General features: G+C 64.2%; 10 protein-coding genes. 6 read left to right on the forward strand and 4 right to left on the reverse strand.

The features are described from left to right. Positions 1–341 precede the first annotated feature (341 nt). Positions 342–1,058, reverse strand: a complete 717-nt coding sequence (locus IYW40_RS16060; RefSeq protein ID WP_210327318.1) for a response regulator — start codon at positions 1,056–1,058, stop codon at positions 342–344. A gap of 448 nt (positions 1,059–1,506) precedes the next feature. Here IYW40_RS16060 and ahcY point away from each other — a divergent pair, with 448 nt between their 5' ends. The 6 genes from ahcY to addA all read left to right on the forward strand — a co-directional run bounded on the left by ahcY (position 1,507) and on the right by addA (position 14,588). Continuing rightward, a complete protein-coding gene (gene ahcY / locus IYW40_RS16065) occupies positions 1,507–2,916 on the forward strand; it encodes an adenosylhomocysteinase (RefSeq protein ID WP_196401306.1) in 1,410 nt (469 codons plus the stop codon). 334 nt (positions 2,917–3,250) lie between these two features. Next, on the forward strand, positions 3,251–5,755 hold the full coding sequence (locus IYW40_RS16070; protein ID WP_246720850.1) for an ATP-binding protein: 2,505 nt from the start codon (positions 3,251–3,253) through the stop codon (positions 5,753–5,755). Then, on the forward strand, positions 5,752–7,302 hold the full coding sequence (tsaE, locus tag IYW40_RS16075; RefSeq protein ID WP_196401307.1) for a tRNA (adenosine(37)-N6)-threonylcarbamoyltransferase complex ATPase subunit type 1 TsaE: 1,551 nt from the start codon (positions 5,752–5,754) through the stop codon (positions 7,300–7,302). Before IYW40_RS16070 ends, tsaE begins: the two co-directional genes overlap by 4 nt. A 34-nt stretch (positions 7,303–7,336) precedes the next feature. Then, positions 7,337–8,029, forward strand: a complete 693-nt coding sequence (locus IYW40_RS16080; protein ID WP_196401308.1) for a nucleotidyltransferase family protein — start codon at positions 7,337–7,339, stop codon at positions 8,027–8,029. Between the two features lie 5 nt (positions 8,030–8,034). Further along, positions 8,035–11,142, forward strand: a complete 3,108-nt coding sequence (gene addB, locus IYW40_RS16085; RefSeq protein WP_196401309.1) for a double-strand break repair protein AddB — start codon at positions 8,035–8,037, stop codon at positions 11,140–11,142. Next, complete coding sequence (gene addA, locus IYW40_RS16090; protein ID WP_196401310.1) at positions 11,139–14,588, forward strand: double-strand break repair helicase AddA; 3,450 nt, start codon at positions 11,139–11,141, stop codon at positions 14,586–14,588. Before addB ends, addA begins: the two co-directional genes overlap by 4 nt. A gap of 128 nt (positions 14,589–14,716) precedes the next feature. On the opposite strand, the gene IYW40_RS16095 is transcribed toward addA, so the two are convergent. The 3 genes from IYW40_RS16095 to rpsO all read right to left on the reverse strand — a co-directional run bounded on the left by IYW40_RS16095 (position 14,717) and on the right by rpsO (position 18,582). Next, positions 14,717–15,790 (reverse strand): AI-2E family transporter, encoded by a 1,074-nt coding sequence (locus IYW40_RS16095; RefSeq protein ID WP_196401311.1) that lies wholly within the window; start codon positions 15,788–15,790, stop codon positions 14,717–14,719. A gap of 176 nt (positions 15,791–15,966) precedes the next feature. Continuing rightward, on the reverse strand, positions 15,967–18,117 hold the full coding sequence (pnp, locus tag IYW40_RS16100) for a polyribonucleotide nucleotidyltransferase (protein WP_196401312.1): 2,151 nt from the start codon (positions 18,115–18,117) through the stop codon (positions 15,967–15,969). Between the two features lie 195 nt (positions 18,118–18,312). Further along, positions 18,313–18,582 carry a 30S ribosomal protein S15 gene (rpsO, locus tag IYW40_RS16105; RefSeq protein WP_018406993.1) on the reverse strand — a complete coding sequence of 90 codons (270 nt, stop codon included), beginning with the start codon at positions 18,580–18,582 and terminating at the stop codon, positions 18,313–18,315. Positions 18,583–18,862 lie beyond the last annotated feature (280 nt).

Here is an 18,862-nt window from a genome sequence, read left to right on the forward strand (position 1 = left end):
GTCGCCGTCGCGGGCTTCGATCTCGACTCCGGAGGGAAGGCGAGACCGGAAATAAACTGGCTGTCCCCCGTTGCGCGCGGCGACTCCCGGCTCTGAGAGCGCGACGTGAAACCCCGGAAGATTTGCGTTAAAGGCTGTGGCGATTGCTGGCCTTTCCGCTGCGGAAGCGGCGTCCAACGCCGTCAAAGTCGCCACGACAATGGAGGCGCTCAGGTCGCGAGGGTGGCCGGGAGCGGGTTCTGACAGGAAAAGGATGGTCGTCACCGCCGCGTGGAACAGGCCGACGCATAGGAGGAGGAGAAGTCCCAGCTGCACATTGATGTTTCGGAGCGCGGACGTTTTCAATGAATGCTGACTTTCGCCGTGAACGTGTAGCCCATCGAGCGGACCGTCTGAATGAGCGTCGGGTCTCGCGGGTCATTCTCGATCTTTTGACGAAGCCGGCTGATCAGGATGTCGACGCTCCGCTCGGTCGTGGACGACGCCTTCAGCTCGTCGCGCGAGAATATTTTTCCGGGATTACGGCAGAGCGTCAGCAACAGGTCGAATTCCGCGCTGGTCAGAATCACCCTTACGCCGGTCGGGCCCAACAGGCGCCGTGTGGAAGAGTCCAGGAGGAATCCAGAAAACCTATAGGCGCTAATGTTCTGGGACGACTCAAGATCCGGGGCGGTCCGCCGGAGGACGGCCCCGATACGCGCCAGCAGTTCACGCGGAACGAAGGGTTTGACCAGATAATCGTCGGCCCCGAGTTCGATGCCGAGTATCCGGTCCGTTTCTTCGCCGCGCGCGGTCAGCATGATCAATGGGGGGCTTCCCGAGTTCCGCAAGCGCATGCAGATGGAAAATCCATCCTCATCGGGAAGGTTGACGTCGAGCACGATGAGATCGACCTGCGCGCTCGCGAGAACCTCGTCCATCTGTCTGCCGTCACGGGCAAGCATCACCTCAAACCCGTTGTCGCCGAGATATTTCGATAAGAGCGATCGAATATCCTCGTCGTCCTCTACAATGAGGATCCATCGCCTATCGGCGGCGCTTGATGCGGGTTCGTTCAAGGTCGGGAGTTCATCCACTCGCGGCTTCGAGCCAGCGGCGAGTTCCAAACCTAGGGTTCCGCACGGCTGTGTCGAGATTTTGGCGCGCTCGTTTCGTTTTGTTGCGACGACTCGGCCTCTGCAGTGATAGACATAAAGAAATGTTTATATCTTTATTGCCTTTCTCGGCCGCCCCTGCTATAGGCTGGCTCCGAGCCGCTGGGCTGGACCAGCGGCGGGAATTCGGTTGAGCCGTTCGCTTGGCGCGTCATTCCATGCAGGCCGCAGGCCTGTCCGGGAATCCAGCGCCGACGTAGAAATGCTGGCGTTGCTGTGGATTGCCGATCGCTTCGCTCGCCGAAGGATCGCCAAAGGAAGGCTTTGCTCGGATTCGCCACCGCTTCGCCCAGGCGAAGCGTCGGGAATGACAGCCGCGGCCGAGCGCGCACGAGAAACAGAAGGATTTCGCATGACCGCACATCACTTTAACGATTTCGCCGTCACCGACCTTTCGCTGGCCGAATGGGGCCGCAAGGAAATCGCCATCGCCGAGACGGAAATGCCGGGCCTGATGGCGACCCGCGCCGAATATGGCCCGTCGCAGCCGCTCAAAGGCGCGCGCGTCGCGGGTTCGCTCCATATGACCATCCAGACGGCGGTGCTGATCGAGACTTTGAAGGCGCTCGGCGCCGATGTGCGCTGGGCCTCCTGCAACATCTATTCGACGCAGGATCACGCCGCCGCCGCCATCGCCGCGACGGGCACGCCGGTCTTCGCCAAGAAGGGCGAGAGCCTCGAGGACTACTGGGACTACACCCACAAGATCTTCGAATGGGGCGACGGCGGCTGCCCGAACATGATCCTCGACGACGGCGGCGACGCGACGCTGCTCATCCACCTTGGCCTGCGCGCCGAGCAGGGCGACGTCGCCTTCCTCGAAACCGCCTCCAATGAAGAAGAAGAGGTTCTCTACGCCTCGATCAAGAAGCGCCTGAAGGCCAATCCGGGCTTCTACAAGCGCAACGCCGAGGCGATCAAAGGCGTCACCGAAGAGACGACCACCGGCGTGCATCGCCTCTATGTCATGCACAAGGAGGGCAAGCTGCTCTGGCCGGCGATCAACGTTAACGACTCGGTCACCAAGTCGAAATTCGACAATCTCTATGGCTGCCGCGAGTCGCTCGTCGATGGCGTGCGCCGCGCCACTGACGTGATGATGGCTGGCAAGGTCGCCGTCATCGCCGGCTATGGCGACGTGGGCAAAGGCTCGGCCGCTTCGCTGCGCAACGCCGGTTGCCGCGTGCTGGTCACCGAAATCGACCCGATCTGCGCCCTGCAGGCGGCGATGGAAGGTTATGAAGTCACGACGATGGAAGACGCCGCGCCGCGCGGCGACATCTTCTGCACGGCGACGGGCAATGTCGACGTCATCACCGTCGACCATATGCGCGTCATGAAGGACCGCGCCATCGTCTGCAACATCGGCCATTTCGACTCGGAGATTCAGGTCGCCGGCCTGAAGAACCTGAAGTGGCACAATGTGAAGCCGCAGGTCGACGAGATCGAGTTCGCGGACGGCAAGCGCATCCTGCTGCTCGCCGAAGGCCGCCTCGTGAACCTCGGCTGCGCGACGGGCCACCCGTCTTTCGTGATGTCGGCGTCCTTCACCAATCAGACGCTGGCGCAGATCGAGCTGTGGACCAAGCAGGGCCAGTATCCGGTCGGCGTCTACACGCTGCCCAAGCATCTGGACGAGAAGGTCGCCTCGCTGCATCTCGACAAGATCGGTGTGAAGCTGACGCAGATGACCGATGAGCAGGCCAAATATCTGAACCTGCCAAAGAACGGCCCGTTCAAGCCGGACCATTACCGCTACTGACCCGGTTCAGGTATTCGTCGATTTGCGGCCTCGCTCCTTGCCTGGAGCGAGGCCGTCTTTTGAGAGGCCCCGGCTTACGCGCCGAAACGCCGATTCCGTTTTGAGTAATTGCGCTTTAGATTGGGGTTGATTCGTGTGCGGCGCGGCGGGCCACCGACGGAGCCCTCCGTCTTCCTGTCGTCGGAGCCGATCCGCATCCTGCGCCCGGCAGGCTGCGTCCGCGTTCTGCAAGAACCGTTTACGGCGTTGTTGTGATGAGCACCCGCAATTGACCGTGGAGACCGGCTTTCATGACGCGCCAATTCGATCGCTTGCAAGCGGAGTCGTCCTCGCAATGACGAGACGGCGGCGCGCGATCAACCACTCTGGCGCTCCTCCCTTTGTCGGCGCTTCCCTCGGGTCCTTGCTTTTATGGCTCGAGTCGACGCCGGCGCGCGCGGCAGGCTTCCTCGAGGATCTGGCGATCGATCCGCAGATCGTCAGCTTCGCCTTTAGCGGCGGACTGGCGATTTTCGCCGCGGCCATCGTCACGACGCATGTGCGCGAACGCGCCGCCTGGCGTCGCCGCGAAGCCGCGTTGAGCGTCGAACTCGACGACGCTCGCGCCCAACTGGGGCGGGCAAAAACCTTCCTCGCCTCCGAGCCGCAGATCTTCGTCGCCTGGACGGCGCCCGACGCCGAGCCCGATATCCATTCTTCATCTCTGATCATGACCGGGGCTGTCGCTGCGCCGCGCCGCATATTGAGCTTTGGCGCCTGGCTTGCGCCCAAAGACGCTCAGGCGCTCGAAAGCGCCGTCGACCGTCTGCGAACGAGCGGCGAAAGCTTCCGCTTGGCGCTTGCCGGCGTCGCCGGTCGGCATTTTGACGCCGACGGCCGAGCGGTTGGCGGCAGCGTCGTGTTGCGTATCCGTGAAGTCTCCGGCGACCGGTTGGAGCTGATCGGCCTTCGCGAGCGCTACGCGTCGGCGCAATCTGAACTCTCCGGTCTGCGCGCGATGCTTCAGGCGCTGCCCGCGCCATTTTGGATACGCGACGACGCGGGCGAACTCGTCTTCGTCAACGACGCTTATGCGCAGGCGGTCGAAGCGAAGAATCCCGAGGACGCCCTCGCCCGCAAACTGGAGTTGCTCGACCAGTCGGCCCGCAGCGCCGCCGAGGACGCGCGCGCCAAAAACAGCGTCTGGCGCGAGCGCGTCAACGCCGTCGTCGCGGGCGAGCGCCATCGGCTCGACGTCACACAGGCCTCCGCCGCGGGCGCCGCCGCCGCCATCGCGATCGATCGTCATGAGGTTGAGACGGTGCGCGCCGATCTTGAACAGCAGATGCAATCGCATGTGCGCACGCTCGATCAGCTGCCGACGGCGGTCGCGAGCTTCGATCGCACGCGGCGCCTGATGTACAGCAACGACGCTTACGCCAAGCTGTGGCAGCTTGACCCAAGGTTCCTCGAACAACGGCCGACCGACGGACAGATTCTCGACCGTCTGCGCGCCGAGCAGCGCGTGCCCGTTGAGTCGGATTACAGGGCCTGGAAGGAGCGGCTGTTCGAAGCCTATCGCTCGCCGGAGCCCATTCGTCACACATGGCATTTGCCGGATGGTCGTATTATCGACGTCGTCGCGCATCCCAATCCCAAAGGCGGCGTCACCTATCTTTATGACGACGCCACTAAGGCTTACGATCTCCAGACGCGTTTCAACGCGCTTGCCCGCATGCAGAGCGAAACGCTCGAGACGCTGCACGAGGGCGTGGCGGTTTTCGGTTCCGACGGGCGTTTGAAGTTCAGCAATCCCGCCTTCGCCCATCTGTGGCGGCTCGATCCCGAGGAGCTTACGAAGCGGCCGCGCTTCGACGCGCTCGCCGCGAAATGCTGCGCGCTGCATGCCACAGAGGAGACATGGGGGGCGTTGCAGGGCTTTGTCACCGGTCTCAATGAACTGCGCGAAGGCTTCACCCGGCGCATCGAACGCAGCGATGGCGTCGTCTTGGATTGCACGGCGCAGTCGTTGCTCGACGGCGCGGCGCTCCTCACCTTCGTCGACGTTTCCGCCGACGTGAATGTCGAGCGCGCGCTGACGGACCGCAACAAGGCGCTGCTCGCCGCCGAAAAGCTGCGCAATGACTTCATCCATCACGTCAGTTATGAGCTGCGCTCGCCGCTCAACAACATCAACGGCTTCGTGCATCTCCTCGGAGAGGACTCGACCGGCCCGCTCAATCCGCGCCAGCGCGAATATCTTGGCTATGTCAACAAATCCTCCGCGGCGCTGCTCGCCATCGTCGACGATATTCTCGATCTGGCGACCATCGACGAAGATGCGCTGGAGCTTGAAGTTTCCGAGGTCGACGTCGAGGCGACGATGCGCGCCGCGATCGAAGGCGTGCAGGATCGGCTCGCCGAAAATTCGATCGACGTGCAGATCGTCGCAATGGACGATGTCGGAAGGTTCCGCGGCGACGCCAAACGCGTGCGCCAGATCCTGTTCAATCTTCTTTCGAACGCCATCGGCTTCTCGCGTCCGGGACAGACGGTGACGCTTGCCGTGTTGCGGCGCGAGACCGAAATCGTCTTCAAAGTCACCGATCGCGGCCGCGGCATTTCGCCGGAAATTCTCGAACGCATCTTCGATCGCTTTGAGTCGCACACTGCCGGTTCCCGCCACCGCGGCGTCGGGCTCGGCCTTTCCATCGTGCGCGCCTTGATGGAGCTTCATGGCGGCAGGGTCTTGATTGATTCCGCCCCTGGTGAAGGCACGACCGTAACCTGCATCTTTCCGGCGCATGCCGCGCATGAAGAGGCGCGTCTCCTCGCGGCGAGCGCTGGGGGCGCCGAATGAGCGAGGAGTCCGCGCCGAAAGCGGTCTGGCGCCTCGATGTCGCCAGCGAGGCCGAGACGATCGAACTGGCGCAAGAACTTTCGACGCTCGTACGCATCGGCGACGCCGTCATGCTTTCGGGCGATCTCGGCGCCGGCAAGACCACGTTCGCGCGCGCGATGATCCGCGCTTTGGTCGAAGACCCGCGGCTCGAGGCGCCGAGCCCGACCTTCACGCTGATGCAAGTCTACGAGGGCGCAGGCAATCGCGTCGTCCACGCCGACTTCTATCGGCTGGAGAAAACGGCGGAGCTTGAGGGATTAGGCTGGGAGGAGGCGACGGACGACGCGATCGTGCTCGTCGAATGGGCCGAACGTGCGCGCGAAGCGCTCTCGCCCGATCGTCTCGAAGTGCGACTGAGTTTCGTCGATGGGGATAATCGCGAGGCGCGTCGGCTCACCATTTCCGGCTATGGCGGCTTCGTGTCGCGCCTCGCGTCCTTCAAGGCGCTGCGCGAACTTCTGCGAAAGGCGGGCTGGGCCCACGCCGCGCGCCGCTTCCTGCAGGGCGACGCTTCGACGCGCGCCTATGAGCGGCTCGAAAAGGAAAATGGACAGCGCGCGATTCTGATGATCTCGCCGGCGCGGCCGGACGGACCGCCGATCCGTTTCGGCAAATCCTACAGCGCCATCGCGCGCCTCGCCGAAAACGTCGTTCCTTTCGTCGCCATGTCTCAGGGGCTGCGCGGCCTGGGGCTCTCGGCTCCGGAAGTCTACGCCAAAGATGTCGACGCCGGCCTACTGATCATCGAGGATCTTGGCGGCGAAGGCGTCGTTGACGGGAGCGGCCCGATCGTCGAGCGCTATCTCGAAGCGGCGGGCGCGCTCGCCTATCTTCACGCGCAGCGCCTGCCGGATGTGATCGCGGTCGAAGGCGGCGGCGATTACCGCATCCCGCCCTATGACCTCGACGCGTTGCTGATCGAAGTGGAATTGCTCGTCGACTGGTATCTCACGCGCCAGAAGACGTCGGTCTCGTCCGGCGCCAAGGCCATCTTTCTCAATCTTTGGCGCCAGGCGCTTGTTGATGTCGCGAGCGCCGCGCCGACTTGGACGCCGACATGGACTATGAGAGACTATCATTCTCCCAATCTTTTGTGGCTCGCGCAGCGCAATGGGCTGGCGCGGATCGGCATCCTCGATTTCCAGGACTGTGTGCTCGGCCATCCCGCCTATGACGTCGCTTCGCTAGGGCAGGACGCCCGCGTCGACGTGCCCGACGATTTGGAGTTGAAGCTCCTCGCCCATTACGCCAAACTGCGCCGCGACGCCGACGCCGCATTCGACATGGCCGCTTTCGCCAAGGCTTATGCGATCCTGGCGGCGCAGCGCGCGACAAAGATCCTGGGGATTTTCGCGCGGCTGGATCAGCGCGACGGCAAGCCGCAATATCTCGCGCATCTGCCGCGCGTTGAATCCTATCTTAAAAAGAGCCTCCGCCATCCGGCGCTGGCCGATGTCAGGGCGTGGTATGAGGCCAACATCCCCGGCTTGTTTCGCGACGCCTGAGAGCCGAGCGCTCGCGCCTGCGCCGAGCGTCGCCATGGTGTTCGCCGCCGGCCTTGGCGCGCGCATGCGGCCGATCACCGAGAAGACGCCGAAACCGCTCGTTTCCGTCGCCGGCCGCACGCTGATCGACCGCGCGCTCGATGAATTCGAAAGCGCTGGCGTCGAACGGGCGATCGTCAACGTCCATCATCTCGCCGATCAGATCGAAACGCATCTCGCGAGCCGCGTCCGACCGCGAGTCGTCATTTCTGACGAACGCCCGCTGCTGCTGGATCAAGGCGGCGGGATCAAGAAAGCGCTTCCCTTGATCGGAGACGATCCATTTTACGTTTGCAATACCGACGCGTTCTGGATCGACGCCGCGCGCTCCAACATTCTTGCGCTCGCCGAAGCCTTCGACCCCGAAATGATGGACGCGGCGCTGCTGCTCGCGCCGACATCGGGAAGCGTCGGAGTCGATTGGGGCGGCGATTTCGATCTGGACGCTGAAGGGCGCATTATTCGCCGCGACGGCCGGAAACCTTTTGTGTATACCGGCGTCGGACTCATGAAGCCGCAGCTCTTCGCCGGCGTCGCGGATGATGTCTTCAAGCTCGCGCCCTTCTTCTTCGAGGCCGCGCGCAAGGGACGGCTCTATGGAGTCGTCTCCAGCGGTCTTTGGCTTCACGTCGGCACGGTCGCAGCTATTGCAGACGCCGAGCGTGCGATCGCTCTGCGCCGGGGCTGAGCGCGATGCTCGCTCGTCGCCGCAATCTTTTCACCATTGCGCCTGGCGCGCCGTTTCTGAAAACGTTCGTTTCGGCCTTGCTCGACGGCGAGATTGTTCCCGCCCTCTCGCGCGATACGCCGCCGCTGACGATGGCGCGCGCCACGATCTATGTGCCGACCCAGCGCGCGGCGCGGGCGCTCGCGGCCGAATTCGCGCAAGCGCTGGATCGGCGCGCGACGCTGCTGCCGCGCATCCTGCCGCTCGGCGCTCTGGAGGAGCGCGAGAACGCCGCTCTGTTTACCGGAGACTTTGACGTCGAGATTGATGCGTCCCTCGCCGCGCCGATCGAAGAGCTGGAACGACGCTTGTTGCTGTCGCAGCTCATTCTGCACTGGGCGCAAGCGATTGGGCGCGCGCTCATCTCGGTCGATACAAGCGGCGCGCCCAATCTGCATGAGAGCGAACCGCTTCTCGTCGCATCGACGCCATCGGCCGCCTATGCGCTCGCAGCCGAGCTCGGCGCCCTCATCGACGAATTGCACATCGAAGATGTTTCAGTCGACAGGTTCGATACTTTGAGCGACGACGCCTACAGCAATTTCTGGGCGATCACGACGAAATTTCTGCAGATCGCCTTGCGCGAATGGCCGCAAATACTCGCGGACCGCGGACGGATCGACGCCAGCGCTTACCAGAAACGCCTCATTGAAGCGCAGATCGCGGAACTCGCCCGCACGCCGCCGACCGCGCCTGTGATCGCGCTCGGCTCCACCGGCGCGCAGCCGACGACCACGCGGCTGCTCGCCGCCATCGCCGGGCTCGAAAATGGAGCCGTGGTCCTGCCGGGCCTCGATCAGGTCATGAGCACGGACGTCTGGGCGAGCGTGGGTTGGACGGACCAAAGCCGAGAGCCGACCTTCACCCATCCGCAGATGATGTTGAAACGCCTGCTCGCCGCCATGGGCGCGGCGCGCGACGAGCCGCGGGAACTTGCGCGCTTGACCCCGACGCTCGCAGCGCGCCGCGCGTTTGTCTCGCAAGCGATGGCGCCGGCTGACGCGACGTCGGCATGGCGCGATTATCAGGCCGCGCAGAGCGGCGGCTTCGCACAGGCGCTCGACGGCGTCATCGCGCTGCAAGCGCCAGACGAGCGACTCGAAGCTTTGACGCTCGCGCTCTTCATGCGCGAGGCGCTGGAGACGCCCGGCCGCACGGCGGCGCTCGTTACGCCGGACCGACTCGTCGCGCGGCGCGTCGCCGCCGAGTTGCGACGCTTCGACATTGAGATCGACGATTCTGGCGGCATGCCGCTCGCAAGAACATCCATCGGCGCGCTGGCGCGGCTCGTCGCGACGATCGGATCGGATCGCGCCGGCGCCGTGAACGTCGCCGCGCTGCTCGCCCATCCGCTGACCGGGCTCGGACTCTCACGCGCGCGCGTCGCATCGCTCGCGTCGCTGATCGAGATCGGCGTGCTGCGCACATTCGCGCAGCCTGACGGCGGCTGGGCGGCGCGGGTCCCGCCGGCGCGCGAAGTGGCGCGCGCGCCACATGCGCATCCTGCGGCGCGCCGCATCAGCGATGAGGAGTGGCGCGCGATCGAAGACGCGCTTGCGCGTATTGACGCCGCTTTCGCGCCCTTCGCCGCGCTGACGCCAACGGCGTCGCTGTCGGACCGCGCGCGCGCACACAGCGGCGCGCTTGAAGCCGTGATCGCCGGCGCCGACGAAGCTGATGAAGAGGGCGCGTCGGCGCTGTTCGAACTCCTCGATCGGCTCGCGCACGCTGAAGCGCCGGCAGGCTTTGACGCGCAAAACTACGCGGCGCTCTTCGACCGCGTCGCCGCCGAGACGATGCTGCGCGGCCCAAGACGCGCCCATCCGCGCTTGAAGATCCTCGGCCCTTTGGAAGCGCGGCTCATCGAGGCCGACCTCATCCTGCTCGCCGGACTGGACGAAGGCGTATGGCCGCCGCAGACGGACACCGGCGCTTTTCTCAATCGCTCGATGCGCGCCCAACTCGGCTTAATGGCGCCGGAGCGACGCATCGGCCAAAGCGCGCATGACTTCATCATGGCTTTAGGCGCGGAGCGCGTCGTGCTGAGCTGCGCGATCAAGCGTAATGGCGCGCCAACCGTTCCTTCCCGCTTCATCGCGCGTCTTTCGGCGCTCGCCGGCGACGCGTTTGACGAATGCTGGAAGCGCGGCGACGCGATGCTTGCGATCGCCGCCGCGCTCGATCGCCCGGAAACGACGATTGCGATCGAACGGCCGCAGCCGCGCCCACCGGCGGCGTTGCGCCCGCGACGCTTGAGCGTCACCCGCGTCGAGCGCCTGCGGCGCGACCCTTACGCGATCTTCGCCGAATATATTCTCAAACTCACGCCGCTGCCGCCGATCGGCGCGGAGGCCGGCGCGCGAGAAATCGGCGTCGCGATACATGAAGCGCTTGCGGCGTTCGTCGCGCGCCATTCGCGCGGGGCGCTTCCCTCTGGCGCCCGCGACGTTCTCCGCGATCTCGCGCGCGAGAAACTCGATGGCTTCATGGCCGATCCGGCTTTCGTGAGTTTCCAATGGCCGCGCATCGCAGCGGGGCTCGATCATGCGTTCAGCTTCGAACAGGAGCGACGCGCTTTGGACTGCGACATCCATGTCGAAACGCGCGGCGAGATCGCGCTCGCGCTCACCGACGGAACGACCTTTCGCCTGACAGCGATCGCCGATCGCATCGAGGTGGATCGAGAGGGTCAGGCATATGTCTTCGACTACAAGACGGGCGCGCCGCCGTCGAAAAAGCAGGTCAAGGCCGGCTGGTCGCCGCAGCTGACGTTGGAGGCGGCGATGATCGAGGCCGGCGCTTTCGAAAAAATCGGCCCGCGGCCGGTTTCCGGCGCCGCCTATATCGGATTGCGAAAGGGCGGCGAGACTCACTGGCTCGAATGGAAAGACACGCGCTTCGCCGACGTCGTCGCGGCGCATCGCGCGCAGCTCGAAGAGCTGCTGTCGCAGTTTTCCAGTGAATCGACGCCTTATGCGTCGCGGCCGCATCCAGCTTTTATGAGCGATATCGGCGATTATGACCATCTGGCGCGCGTCAAGGAATGGATGCGCGGCGGGGGAGAGACGGCATGAGCGAACGTCCCGTCGGCGCCTTGACGATCCGGCGCCAGCAAACGGCGTCAGATCCGTTCACGTCCGCCTGGGTGTCGGCGCATGCCGGCTCCGGGAAAACCCATGTGCTCGCGCAGCGCGTTTTGCGGCTGCTGCTTGCCGGCGCGCGGCCATCGCAGATTCTCTGCCTCACTTATACAAAGGCGGCCGCCGCCAATATGGGCTCGCGCGTTTTCGAGGCGCTCGCGCGCTGGGCGACGCTCGACGATGCGGCGCTGGCCAATGCAATCGCTCAGATGGGCGCGACCGTTGAATCGCGCATTGATCTTGACTTCGCCCGGCGGCTTTTTGCGCGCGCCGTCGAAACGCCCGGCGGCCTCAAGATCCAGACCATCCACGCCTTCTGCGAAAAGCTGCTGCATATCTTTCCTTTCGAAGCCAATGTTCCGGCATCCTTCCGCGTCGTTGACGATCTGGAGCGCGCCGAGCTGATGGACGCGGCGCGCCGGCGCGCGCTCGAGGCCGCCACGCGAGACAATGGATCGCTGCGAAAAGCGCTGGAGCTTGTCGCCCGCGAGACGACGGCTGCGGGATTTGACGCGCTCTGCGAGGAATTGCTGCATCACCGTCAAGAAATCGCGCGCATGCGCGAGCAGGACGACTACGAGGCGCGTGTCTTTGCCGCGCTTGGTTTGACGACAGATGAAACGCTGGCGCGCATCGAAGCGGCGATCATTGAGGAAGGGGAGCCGCCGTCCGCGTGGCCGACGCTCGCCAAGATGCTGCGCGGTGGTTCGACCAACGACGGCAAACTCGCCGACTCGCTTGACTCCGCCGCCGCGCTTGCTCCGCATCCGGACTGTATCGAGAGCTATCTCGCAGCCTTCTTCAAGACAGATGGCGATCCGCGCGGCCTGGGAAAAACAAAAATCATCACCGGCCCGCTCGCCAAGCGCGAACCGCAGCTCCTCGCGCGCATGGAGGCCGAGCGCGACAGACTCGTCACGCTCATCGAAAAGCGCAAGGCCGCGGCCGCGGCCGAACGCTCGCTGGCGCTGCATGTTCTCGGTGACGCCATCTTAAGTGAATATGAGCATGCCAAGAGACGTCGGGGACTACTCGACTATGACGATTTGATCGAGGGCGCGCGCCGCCTGCTCCATCGTTCGAGCCCATCCTGGGTGCTCTATAAGCTCGACGCGCAGATTGACCACATCCTGCTCGATGAGGCGCAGGATACGAGTTCGGCGCAGTGGGACATATTGGCGGCGATCGCTGACGAATTTTGTGAAGGCGCCAGCGCGCGCGAAGCCAAGGGCGGTCCGCCGCGCAGTTTTTTTGCGGTCGGCGACGAAAAGCAATCGATCTTTTCCTTTCAAGGCGCGGCGCCGGAAAGATTCGACGAGATGCGGCGCGAGTTTCGCCGAAGATTTGAAGGCGTCGAACGCCGTTTCGAAGAGGTGAGGCTCACGCAATCCTTCCGCTCTTCGCCCGGCGTGCTGCAAGCGGTCGACGACATTTTCGCGATTGAAGAGAATCGCCTCGGCCTGTGCTGCGATCCGCAGGAGCCGGCGCCAAGGCACGAGGCGTGGAAATCCGACGTCGCGGCGCTCATCGAAATCTGGGAGCCGATCGGCGCGGATAAAGCGCAGGACCCGAGCGATTGGCGCCTGCCGCTCGACTATGTCGACGCGAGCGACCCCAATGAGCGTCTCGCGGAAAGACTGGCGCGCAAGGTCAGGGCGCTGCTTGCGCCTCAGAACGGCGAATGCGTCGAAGACGGCGGCGCGCTGCGCCCTGTCGAACCCGGCGATATATTGATTCTCGTGCGCAAGCGTGGTCCGCTCTTCGAGGCGATCATTCGCGCTTTAAAAAACGAACATGTCCCCGTAGCCGGCGCCGACCGGCTCAATCTCGCCGACCACATCGCCGTCCACGATCTCGTCGCGCTTGGACGCGCGGCGCTGTTGCCGCAAGACGATCTGACGCTGGCGAGCGTCCTGAAGTCGCCGTTCTTCGGCTTCGACGACGACGATCTCATCGCGCTCGCGCCAAGCCGCCGCGCGTCACTGATCGAAGCGCTTGAGCAGTCCGAAGACGCGCGCTGCCGGGAGGCCGCGGCGCGGCTGCGACGCTTGCGACGCGACGCTGCCGGTCTGGCGCCGTTCGATTTTTACAGCAGCGTTCTCGGCCTTGACGGCGGACGCGCGCGGCTCATGGCGAGACTGGGCGGCGAAGCCGAGGACGCGATCGACGAATTCTTAAAGCTCGCCGCGAGTTTCGAACGCGAACAGCCGCCGTCGCTGACCGCCTTCCTGGCGATGGCCGAGTCGCTCGATCTTTCCATCAAGCGCGATATGGAATCTGCCGGCGGCGCCGTGCGGGTGATGACCGCTCATGCCGCGAAAGGTCTGGAGGCGAAGATCGTGTTTTTGCCGGACACCTGCGGCGCGCCCGCCGGAAAGCACGATCCGAAGCTCTACGCGCCCGGCGAGGCTGACGATGCGGCGCTCCTCTGGTCGATCGGCAAGGACAGCGACCCGATCGCGCTTCAGCAAGCTCGCGAGGCGCATCGGCGCGGCGAGCGCGAGGAAAGCCAGCGCCTGCTCTATGTCGCGCTGACCCGCGCCGAGGAGCGGCTGTATATTTGCGGCGCTCATGGCGTGAGCGGGCGCGCTGACGGCTGCTGGTACGACGCCATTCGTGATGCGCTCGAACCGAACTGCGAGATTGTGCCCGACCCGCTCGATGCGACATCGACGATTCTGCGCCGCGGCGCGATTCCGCCGCGCTTCGATCTTCCGAGAAAAGCGCCGCCGGCCGCCGCCGTGGACATTCCGGCCTTCGCCAAGACCAAAGCGTGGCCTGAAGTCGCGCCGACGCCGCCGCTGCATCCCTCGAGCGCGCTCGCCGGCGCAGACCTCATCGCCATTGGCGCGGATGGCGTCGCTGCGCGTCGAGGCGAAGCGGAACGTCTGCTGCACGGCCGTCTCGTCCATGCGCTGCTGCAGCATCTGCCGGCCTGCGCGACGGAACATCGGCAAAGCGTCGCCCGGCGTTTTCTTTCGGCGCGCGGCGGCTTTCTGGACGAGGACAGGCGAGAGGCGCTGGCGCAGTCGGCGCTTGCGATCCTCGCCGACCCGCGACTGGCGCCGCTCTTTGGAGCAGAGTCGACTCCTGAGGTCGACGTCGTCGCGACGCTCGAGAACGGCGCCGTCGTCTCCGGCCGCATCGACCGGCTCGCCGAAACGGCGACCGAGGCGCTCATCGCCGAATTCAAGACGGGACGGCCGCGCGCCAAGCTCGAAGACGCGCATTTGCGCCAGCTCGCGCTTTATCGCGCCGCTGTCGCGCCGCTCTTTCCTGGCAAGCGGCTGCGCTGCTTTCTGATCTATACGCAGAACGCCAGCGTGCTCGAAGCCGATGAATCGGCGCTTGCGAACGCGCTTCAACGCGCGCTGGCGTAGATCCGGCGGCGCCGAGGCAAGCAGGTTCCGAAAAAGTTGACAGACTTTTTCGATGAGAACCTGCTCCAGCATTTTGATTTTGAGCGATTCCTTATCGATCACATGATTCCATGTGATCGGGAAGCGCTCTAAGCCGGCTGATCGGGTCCGACGCGACGTCTCCAGAATTCCAGCAACAGCGGGCTGAGCGCCATGACGATGGGGCCGAGGACGATGCCCGAAGCGCCGAACAATTGAAGGCCGCCGAGCATGGCGATGAACGCGGGCACCGTATGTAGGCGCATGCTATCGCCGATGAGCAGCGGCCGAACCAGATTGTCGATGCTGGAAATCACCACGCCGCCCCACAGCCCAAGAATCATGGCTTCAACCCAACGGTCCTCGATCAAAAGGTAAATCGTCGCCGGGATCCAGATGAGGAAAGAGCCGAGCGCCGGCACGATCGACACAAGCCCCATGATCAACCCCCACAGCACCGGCGAATTGAAATCCAGCACCCAGAACATCAATCCGCCAAGCAGGCCTTGCAGCGCCGACACCGCCAGCGTGCCAAAGAGGATTGCATGGATCGTATCGCGCACGCGCACGATGATCTTGCCTGTTTCGATGTTCGAGAAGGGTGACAGTCGCGCGAGCGTCTGCAGCGCCACGGCGCGGTCGCGCAGGAAAAAGAATAGGAGGTAGAAGGCCAGAACAGTGGTGATGACCTGACCGGTAGACGCGCGCAGAAAGTTCGTGGCGACATTGGTGACGAAGGCGCCCAGCTGCGAGAACGTCGCTTGCAGATCGAATCTGCGTGCGATCCAGCTTTGGAAGCTGCCGAGCCAAGGATGGGCGTCGAGCATCGTTTGCCAGTCGCCTTGCTGCACCGTTTTCTGAACGTAGCCGACGCCTGCGGCGGCCTCGCTGACGAGCCGTTCAATCATCAGCAGCAGCGGTCCAACGATGACGAGCCCGACGATCAGCATGGAGACGCCGGCCGCGACGGAAGGCGGCAGGAAGCGCTCCAGCAGGCGATGCGGCCCAATGAACACAACCGCGAGCACAAGCGCCCAGGTGAGCGCCGGCAGAAAGGGCGCAGAAATCAGAATCGCGGCGGAAATAAACGCAAGCGTGACGGCCAGCCTGGCGAGAACAAAAATGTCTATTGAAAGGTTCTGATCCTGTTCGACGAGCGCCGCCGTTTCCAACTCCTCGTTCATGTCCGCCCCTGTCGCTGCGTTCAACCTATAGACAGGGCGCGCCGCGGGCTTGGCAAGGAGGCCGGGAAGGGACATCCGCGGTCCGCGGCGGCCGCGCAAATAACATTCATGAATTCGTTCGGCCGTTTCCGCGCCAAGAAAAACGGGCGGCTTCGAGAAGCCGCCCGATGAATGTTCTATTCTGCGCCGTTCGCCGCGGCGGCTTCAGCCTTTTCCTTGGCCTCGAGATCCTCGCCGGTCTCCTGGTCGACGACGCGCATCGAGAGGCGGACCTTGCCGCGGTCATCGAAGCCGAGAAGTTTGACCTTCACGCGGTCGCCTTCCTTCACGACGTCGGTCGTCTTGTTCACGCGCTGCTTGGAGAGCTGCGAGATGTGAACGAGCCCGTCCTTGGCGCCGAAGAAGTTAACGAAGGCGCCAAAGTCCGCGGTTTTCACCACCGTGCCCTCGTAGATCAAGCCGACCTCGGGATCAGAGGCGATGGACTTGATCCAGTTGATCGCCGCCTTGATCGAATTGCCGTCGGCGGAGGCGACCTTCACCGTGCCGTCGTCCTCGATATTGATCTTGGCGCCGGTCTTCTCGACGATCTCGCGAATGACCTTGCCGCCGGTGCCAATCACGTCGCGGATCTTGTCGGTCGGAATCTTCAACGTCTCGATGCGCGGCGCGAATTCGCCAAGCTCGGCGCGCGAAGCCGTGATCGCCTTCGCCATCTCGCCGAGGATATGCAGGCGGCCGTCGCGCGCCTGGGCGAGAGCGACGCGCATGATCTCTTCGGTGATGCCGGCGATCTTGATGTCCATCTGCAGCGAGGTGACGCCGTTCGACGTGCCCGCCACCTTGAAGTCCATGTCGCCGAGATGGTCCTCGTCGCCCAATATGTCGGAGAGCACCGCGAAGCGCTCGCCCTCGAGAATGAGGCCCATGGCGATGCCGGCGGTCGGCGCCTTCAGCGGCACGCCCGCGTCCATCAATGCGAGCGACGTGCCGCAGACAGTGGCCATCGACGAGGAGCCGTTCGATTCGGTGATCTCGGAAACGACGCGCAGCGTGTAGGGGAACTCCGCGGGGGCCGGCAGCATCGGCCGGATGGCGCGCCAGGCGAGCTTGCCGTGGCCGATCTCGCGTCGGCCGGGCGAACCCATACGGCCGGTCTCGCCGACCGAATAGGGCGGGAAGTTATAATGGAGCAGGAAGCGCTCCTTATAGGTGCCTTCGAGCGAGTCGACATATTGCTCGTCTTCGCCCGTTCCGAGAGTCGCGACGACAAGCGCCTGAGTCTCGCCGCGCGTGAAGAGCGCCGAGCCATGCGTGCGCGGGAGAACACCGACCTCGGCGACGATCGGGCGTACGGTCTTGACGTCGCGGCCGTCAATGCGGATGCCCGTGTCGAGAATGTTCCAGCGGACGACCTTGGCCTGAAGCTCCTTAAAGGCCGCACCCACTTCTTCCTTGGAGAACTTGGACTCGCCGCCTTCCGGGAAGAGCGCTGCGGTCACCTTCGCCTTCACGGCGTCGACGGCGGCATAACGCTCCTGCTTGACAGTGTGCTTATAGGCTTCGCGCAGCTCGGCTTCGGCGATCTGGGCGACGGCGCTCGCGACATCCGTGGTGTCGGGAACGATGAGGTCGCGGGGGTCCTTGGCGGCGCGCTCGGCGAGGCGGATGATCGCGTCGATCACCGGCTGAAAGCCGCGATGGCCGGTCATCACGGCCTCGAGCATCGTCTCTTCTGACAGCTCTTTCGCTTCCGACTCGACCATCAGCACGGCGTCCTGCGTGCCGGCGACGAAGAGATCGAGCTCGGAAAGCTTCATTTCCTCGATTGTCGGATTGAGTTTCAGCGCGCCATTGACCAAGCCGACGCGCGCGCCGCCGATGGGCCCCATGAAGGGCACCCCGGAGAGCGTCAGCGCCGCCGAGACCGCGACAATTGCGAGAACGTCCGGATCGTTTTCCAGATCATGCGACAGCACGGTGACGACCACCTGCGTCTCGTTGCGATAGCCGTCGGGAAACAGCGGACGGATCGGCCGGTCGATGAGTCGGGAGAGGAGCGTCTCGCGCTCCGACGGGCGCCCCTCGCGTTTGAAATAGCCGCCGGGAATGCGGCCCGCCGCGAAGGCTTTTTCCTGATAATTGACGGTGAGCGGGAAGAAGTCCAGGCCGGGCTTGGCCGTCTTGGCGGAAACCACTGTCGCGAGCACGGTCGTCTCGCCCCAACTCGCCATCACGGCGCCGTCGGCCTGCCGGGCGACCTTGCCGGTCTCGAGCACGAGCTTACGCCCGGCCCAATCGAGTTCTTCGCGGTGAATCTGGAACATGCTGGCCTTTCTCTGATGAACCTGCGGTTCGTCATGAGCAAGACGGCGAGAAGCTGCGGCAGCGGTGTTTGGTAAAGCGTCGACGCAGCGTCCGGCGATCCTGCCATGACTTTACGCGTTGGTCGTGTCGAGCGCCCCTCTGGACGCCCATCTTGGGGAAAGCGGCGCATCGTCGCGCCGCTTTCGCTCAGCTGGTTAGCGGCGGATGCCGAGCCGCTCGATCAGGCTCTTGTAGCGCGGTTCGTCCCGCACCTTCACATAGTCGAGGAGCTGGCGGCGCTGGGAAACGAGCTTCAGGAGCCCGCGACGCGAGTGATTGTCTTTCGCATGCGTCTTGAAGTGTTCGGTCAGATTGGTGATTCGTTCGGTGAGAATCGCCACCTGCACCTCGGGCGAGCCCGTGTCGTTCGCCTTGGTGGAATATTCCTTGATGAGCGACTGCTTGCGCTCCGCCGTGATCGACATCGGATTGTCCTTGTTTTTCCGGGGTGATCCGCGCTCCGCGGCCAAGGCCGGGATGTCGTCCAGCAGGGTCGCGCGAAAACGGAGCCGCCCCGGCGGACCGGGGCGTGCCGAGGCGTTATAGCAGAAATGCAGGAGATGGATAGGGGCTTACGCCTTCTCCAGCGCCTTCAGGCGCTGCCCCAGCCTGTTGATTTCCGCTTCCGCACGGACAAGCTCGGTCACGTCATACTGGACGCCGAGATCGTAAATCACACAGCAATTATGGAATCGTCCTTTCGAT

Origin of the sequence: Methylocystis sp. H4A (genome assembly GCF_015709545.1) — a bacterium.
In the GTDB taxonomy this organism is placed as follows: Bacteria; Pseudomonadota; Alphaproteobacteria; order Rhizobiales; family Beijerinckiaceae; genus Methylocystis; species Methylocystis silviterrae.